Source organism: Methylomonas sp. BG-2 (genome assembly GCF_057766305.1).
Window position 1 is genome coordinate 1 of record NZ_JBYMAP010000216.1, and the last position, 6,489, is coordinate 6,489.

At 56.7% G+C, this 6,489-nt stretch carries 7 protein-coding genes; 4 read left to right on the plus strand and 3 right to left on the minus strand.

Features of this window, described 5'->3' with window-relative positions; all coding sequences use genetic code 11:
- A partial coding sequence (locus AC3B8H_RS16850; RefSeq protein ID WP_488442708.1) for an acyltransferase family protein occupies positions 1-846 on the minus strand: 846 nt, incomplete at its 3' end.
- A gap of 358 nt (positions 847-1,204) precedes the next feature.
- On the opposite strand from AC3B8H_RS16850, the gene hisC reads away from it, so the two are divergent.
- The 4 genes from hisC (at position 1,205) to AC3B8H_RS16870 (ending at position 5,174) form a co-directional block, all read left to right on the plus strand.
- Entirely contained in the window at positions 1,205-2,293 is a 1,089-nt protein-coding gene (hisC, locus tag AC3B8H_RS16855) for a histidinol-phosphate transaminase (protein ID WP_488442709.1), read from the plus strand.
- 164 nt (positions 2,294-2,457) lie between these two features.
- Positions 2,458-3,057 (plus strand): ubiquinol-cytochrome c reductase iron-sulfur subunit, encoded by a 600-nt coding sequence (gene petA / locus AC3B8H_RS16860; protein WP_488442710.1) that lies wholly within the window; start codon positions 2,458-2,460, stop codon positions 3,055-3,057.
- Complete coding sequence (locus AC3B8H_RS16865) at positions 3,054-4,451, plus strand: cytochrome b (RefSeq protein ID WP_488442711.1); 1,398 nt, start codon at positions 3,054-3,056, stop codon at positions 4,449-4,451. The genes petA and AC3B8H_RS16865 overlap by 4 nt, the downstream gene beginning before the upstream one ends.
- A 3-nt stretch (positions 4,452-4,454) precedes the next feature.
- Positions 4,455-5,174: a cytochrome c1 gene (locus AC3B8H_RS16870; protein WP_488442712.1), complete on the plus strand. Its 720-nt coding sequence runs from the start codon at positions 4,455-4,457 to the stop codon at positions 5,172-5,174.
- Between the two features lie 463 nt (positions 5,175-5,637).
- Here the strand turns inward: AC3B8H_RS16870 and AC3B8H_RS16875 are convergent, their stop codons facing one another.
- Together AC3B8H_RS16875 and AC3B8H_RS16880 are read right to left on the minus strand one after the other, a co-directional pair.
- Entirely contained in the window at positions 5,638-6,042 is a 405-nt protein-coding gene (locus AC3B8H_RS16875) for a hypothetical protein (RefSeq protein ID WP_488442713.1), read from the minus strand.
- A 101-nt stretch (positions 6,043-6,143) separates the two neighbouring features.
- Positions 6,144-6,489, minus strand: a 346-nt coding sequence (locus tag AC3B8H_RS16880) for an Ig-like domain-containing domain (RefSeq protein ID WP_488442714.1), incomplete at its 5' end; no start/stop codon positions are given.

Consider the following 6,489-nt stretch of genomic DNA (forward strand, 5'->3'; position numbering starts at 1 on the left):
GAGCACAAACAGCAAGATCATGCCGGCACCCACACCGGTCCCCAACCATATCAACTGGCCGTTGCTCCATGCTATCCAAGGCTGAGGCAGCAAGGTGGCACTGGTGTAAAACAAAACCCCCATCCCCAGCAAGAAACGCCGCCGAGCCGGCCGATCGACCAAACCGGCTTTGATCGCCGGCAGATAACGCGCTATCGTCAGACCCAATAAAAAGTGCAGTAAAAAGGCCGATACGCCCAGCAAGCCGATGGCCAGCAAACTGAAAAAGACCACCCAGGAGGTACCGCGATCTACCAGCAACAAACCAACCGGCAACAACAGCGACAACACCAATTCGACACCCAGGGTCCAGGATTGCGGCAACAGCACGATCAGATCCGGCATGTCCAGCAAAAAAGCTTCCCTGGCCATCGCCGACGCATCCAACGGAAATCGATGCCACATATTTATGATCCAGTCTGTTGGCGCCAACGCGGTGGCCAGCACCGGGCGGCCGAAGGTTTGCGAAAACAGCGCGGCGCTGAGACCCAGTACCAACAGGTAAGGAAACCAGATGCGAAACACTCGACCGATCAGAAACCGGATCAGATCGAAGCACGTCAGGTCGGGCATGTGGCCGTGCTGAAAGTACTTTAGAGAAAGCACCAAGCCGCTCAATACAAAGAACATCGACACTGCCGCAGACCCTTCCCACCAAAAATGCAGCGGCGAATAGTCCAGAATTTGCTCGCATAACGCGGTTTGACAGGGTAATCCGTAGGCAATTACATAATGCTCGCTGACCACGGTCAGCGCCGCCAAGCCGCGAATCGTGTCGAGATAGTTGATGTGGGTCTGTTTCCGCACGGCGGGTCCTTGGTACATTCGATCAGCGACGGGCTGAAATTGGCCTAAAACTGTAGTCGGTGTTTCAATTTGTGTTGGCATGTGTTCGCTTCAGCCACCCAGGCACACGTGTTCGAAATCCCGCGAATCGCCGCGAACGGGCTTTGCCTGCTTGACGCCGGCGGTGTTAAAATCCGCCCGTCATTGCTTTCGCACCGAAGCGAACGATGCGCGTCAAAGGCGACGCTGGACGACCGGTCTCCGGGGTTAGGTTTTCGCCCGCCGCTTTGGTAGAATCGGCTCAATTTGTCCGCGGCCGCCCGGTTGACCGGGCCAACCATCATTCGCCGCCCATTCCGATTCCGCCGATTTCGACACCATGCCCAACCACGCGCTTGCCAAGCTGTTCCGCCCCGAAGTTCTCGCCATGTCGGCCTATCACATCGCCGATGCCCGCAACTTGATCAAACTCGATGCGATGGAAAATCCCTACACCTGGCCGGAAGACATTCAGCAACGCTGGCTGGAGTCGTTGAAATCCTGCCCGATCAACCGTTATCCGGACCCGACCGGCTCCGCCTTGTGCGAGCAATTGCGCCGAGCCAACGCGATTCCGGACCATGCCGCGCTATTGCTTGGCAACGGTTCCGACGAAATCATCCAGATTTTGTTGATGGCGCTGTCCGCCGAAGCCACCGTACTGGCTCCGGAACCGGGTTTTGTGATGTACCGGCAAATCGCCCGCAGCCTGGGGCTGAACTACGTCGGCGTGCCGCTGGCGGCCGATTTTGAGTTGGACTTGTCCGCAATGCTGGCGGCCATCGCCGAAACCCGGCCAGCGGTCATTTTCATCGCCTACCCGAACAACCCGACCGGCAACCTGTTCGACGCCCAAGCCATCAAAAACATCCTTGCCGCCGCGCCGGGATTGGTCATCGTAGACGAGGCCTACGCGCCGTTCGCCGACGCCAGTTTCGTTGACGAGCTGGGAAATTATCCCAATCTATTGGTGATGCGCACCGTCTCCAAACTCGGTCTGGCTGGCCTGCGTCTGGGCTATTTGGCCGGCCCGGCCGAGGTCGTCGCCGAACTGGACAAAGTCCGTCTACCTTACAACATCAATAGCTTGACTCAAGCCACCGTCGGTTTCGCGCTGGAACACGGCGATTTTCTCGCGCAACAAACTCAAGCCATCCGTGCCGAGCGGACCGTAATAGCCGAGGCCTTAAAGGCCTGGCCGATGCTGACCGTCTATCCCAGCTCGGCCAATTTCATCCTGTTTCGCACACCGGCCGGCACGGCTGATCAGTTGTTCGCCGGACTGAAGGCGCGCGGAATCTTAATCAAGAACCTGTCCGGCCAAGGCGGCGTGTTGAGCGACTGCCTGCGGGTCACGATAGGCAAGCCGGACGAAAACCGGAGCTTTCTGAACGCGCTGTCCGCCGCGTTGGCTGAATTGCCGGTCTGAAGGCTTCCGCCCGGGTTTGCCCCAAACGGCCAGCAGCCCGCGCCGGGCGCGGCCGCCAGCCCAAGAACCATTTCATTAATCCGGGCCAGTAAGGTATATTTGCCGAAAATTATAATAATCGGTGTATTGCCCGATACACCGCACATCACGCAGGAGTGTTACCTATGAACCAAGAAGGCGTCGATCATTCAAAACGCCAGTTTCTGACCTCGGCTTTGTCGGTGGTCGGAGCCGTGGGGGCCGGCTATCTGGCCGTTCCCTTTCTTTCGCAAATGCAGCCCAGCGCCAAGGCGATGGCCGCCGGCGCGCCGGTCGAAGTCGACATCAGCAAGATGGAGTCCGGCCAATTGATCCGCGTGGCTTGGCGCGGCAAACCGGTCTGGGTTCTGAACAGAACTCCGGAAGTGCTTTCGACGCTCGCGACGCTGGACAGCAAACTCGCCGACCCGGTCTCCAACGAATCCCACCAACCCGATTACGCCAAAAATTCGCTACGCGCGTTGAAGCCGGAAATCTTCGTCGCGGTCGGCTTATGTACCCATTTGGGCTGCTCGCCCACGTTTCGCCCTGAAATCGCTCCTAACGATCTCGGCCCCGACTGGAAAGGCGGATTTTTCTGCCCTTGCCACGGCTCCTGGTTCGACTTGGCCGGCCGCGTCTATCGCGGCGTGCCGGCTCCAACCAATCTGGAGATACCACCCTACCGTTACGTGACCGACAACCTGATCATGATCGGCGAAGACAACGAGGCGAAATCAGCATGAAGCAAAAAATGAATCAATGCAGCGATTGGCTGCTGGAGCGCTTTCCACTCTCCGATTTGTGGAACGAACACATGGCGCATTACTACGCGCCGAAAAACTTCAACATTTGGTATTTCTTCGGCTCGCTAGCCCTGCTGGTACTGGTCAACCAGTTCATTACCGGCATCCTGCTGACGATGAATTACAAACCGGACGCCAAACTGGCGTTCGACTCGGTCGAGTACATCATGCGCGACGTCAACTGGGGCTGGCTGGTGCGCTACATGCACTCGACCGGCGCGTCGGCGTTTTTCATCGTGGTTTATCTGCACATGTTCCGCGGCCTGATGTACGGCTCGTTCAAGCAACCGCGCGAATTGATCTGGATCTTCGGCATGCTGATCTTCGTCTGCCTGATGGCCGAAGCCTTCATGGGCTATTTGCTGCCGTGGGGCCAAATGTCCTACTGGGGCGCGCAGGTGATCATCTCGCTGTTTAGCGCCATTCCGGTGGTCGGCGACGAATTGTCGCTGTGGATACGCGGCGACTACGTAGTATCGGATGCCACGCTGAACCGCTTCTTCGCGTTCCACGTCATCGCGGTACCGCTGGTTCTGCTAATCCTGGTATTCCTGCACATCGTCGCGTTGCACGAAGTGGGCTCCAACAACCCGGACGGCATCGAGATCAAGGAAAACCTGAACTGGAAAGAGCACCCGATCGACGGGATTCCTTTCCACCCGTATTACACGGTCAAGGACATCGTCGGCGTCGGCGTATTCATGTTCTTTTTCGCGACCGTGATTTTCTATATGCCCGAGATGGGCGGTTTCTTTTTGGAACACGCCAATTTCATCCCGGCCGATCCTTTGAAAACCCCTGAGCATATCGCCCCGGTCTGGTACTTCACACCGTTTTACGCGATTCTGCGCGCGGTTCCGGACAAGTTCGCCGGCGTCATCGCCATGGGTGGCGCGATCGTGGTGCTGTTCATGCTGCCCTGGCTGGATCGCAGTCCGGTCAAATCCATCCGCTACCGCGGCGGCATGTTCAAGAAAGCACTGTTGTTATTCGTGATTAGCTTCATCGGCTTGGGCTATTTAGGCACGCAACCGGCCACGCCGACGGCAACCACGGTGGCCCGCTTCCTGACCGCGATCTACTTCGGCTTCTTCCTGCTGATGCCGCTGTATACCCGCTGGGAAAAAACCAAACCGCTACCCGAGCGCCTGACACCGCAACCGACGCTGGAAGACCGCATCCCGGCGGTGTTGGCACTGATCGACGAAGTCGTCGAAGTCCACCATGTTCCCGACAACCTAGGCGGAACCATCGCCAAGAAAAGGCCGAATTGGGCCGGCGTTCAAGCCGTGCTGATTCGTTTCGTCAAAAACCTGAAAAAGAGCCTGGATTAAGCCATGAAAAAGATACTCTGCACTCTTTTGTTTTTGCTGCCTTTTTGCGTTAACGCCAGTAGCGGAATCGAACTGGACAGCCCGGACATCGATTTGAGCAACACCGCCTCGTTGGAGCGCGGCGCCAAGCACTACGTCACCTATTGCCTGGGTTGCCATTCCGCGAAGCACATCCGTTACAAGCGCATCGCGATGGATTTACAGCTGGACGAAAGCGAAATCCTGAAGAACGTCGCGCCGCTCGGCGCCGGCATTTACGATCAAATGCATTCGGCGATGAATGCCCACGATGCCGAGAAATGGTTCGGAACCACGCCGCCGGATTTGTCGCTGATCGCCCGCTCGCGCGGCGCGGACTGGCTGTATACCTATCTGCGCAGTTTTTACAACGATAAGAACAAACCGCTGGGCGTCAACAATTCGGTCTTTCCGGATGTCGGCATGCCTAACGTGTTCTGGCAATTGCAAGGCACGCAAACCGCGGTGGTTCATAAGGTCGATGGTCGCGATGTGATCACCGAACTTAAATTGGAGCAACCCGGCCAATTGTCGCCGCAAGAGTTCGATAAAATGGTCAACGATCTGGTCAATTTCCTGGTCTACGTCGGCGAACCGGTGCAGTTGGAACGCCAACAAATGGGTAAATTCGTGCTGTTTTTTCTGCTGATGTTCATCGCACTCGCCTATTTGCTGAAAAAGGAATACTGGAAAGACGTGCATTAAGCCGTAGCAGCGCCAATTGAAACCGGTAGGGCGGAAAAAAACCCTCTACCGGTTTTTTTTCGATTGCGAAGCCCCCCCCCTGTAACCGACGACTTTTGGCCTTGCCCTTTAATTGACCTAACTCATCATGCATACGGCGCCAATCGCGTCGAACAAGGCCGGGGCGAGTTTGGCTCGCCCCATATCCTCGATACTTCTAAGATATTTTTTCTACTGATCACTCCAGACCTAGGTCAGCTTGAGATGTTTGCGGTATCTGAAAATTTTCCTAGCCGCTACGGCCCAGGAGGCCTCATCTAATTCTTAAGAAGCGAGCAGGTTCGACCTTTAGGCATAACCGGCAAATGATACGATTAGCATTGGAGACTGCCGTTTTTGGCAATCACTAAGAGAGTTAGGCCGCCGATACTTGGCGGATCAAACAAATGGCCGCAACCGTCGAGAAGTGTTAAGGCGATTTGCCTTAGTTCTGCTGCTCCTTCAGTTTTGCCTTGCCGATCTGCAGCATTTTTTCCTTATAGTCGGGCAGCATCGCTTTAAATTCGTTTTGCGCCGCCTCGCGGGCCTGCCGGTCGCTCAAATTCGCGTCGAAGCGCTCAATGACACTCTTAACCGAACTTTCGGTTTCCTTGGCTTCCTCGGACATCGCGCGCAGCTCGCTTCGATTGGGTTTTGCCGGTTCTTCGGGAAGATGCGGCAAAGAACTATTGTTTACCGGCGCGCCTCCCCCCCGAGGCCCGGAAGAGGATTGACTCGGTCCCCGCCCTTCCACGACCGGATTGCTTTTTGACGAATCGTCTTCGGATGAGCAAGCACCCAGCAATACCGCAACCGTCATAATCAAACAAACATTGGTTTTCATCGTCACTCTATCCTGTCTACCGCCAGCCTAGATATTGCGGCGGATAATCCCTCGCCGCGTTGTCCAACCCAATGACGGAATCGTCGCCATCATCGCCATCTCCTCTGCTATTGCGCGCCGGTCCGGAAGTACCAGTTGGCGTAGTTGATCCGATTGCCCGCTTGGTCCGGCAGCGGCGCCCAGTTGCTGATGTAGAGGTAATACTGCCGATTGGCGGTCAGCGCCGCCATCGGCGTCAGCGTCACGGTTTTGCCGTCCGCGCTCAACGCGTAGCTCGCGCTCGGCCGTTGCCCGGTCACCGCGTCGTACAAGGCGATGGTGTCGGTGTTCAGCGCCAGCGGGTTCAGCCGTTCGGCAAAGGTGATTACCACCGGGCTGTTCAGGCCGATGCCGCTGGTGTTGTTGGCCGGGCTGTATTGCACCACGCTGGTCGAGAGCAGGTCGGCCCCCGCG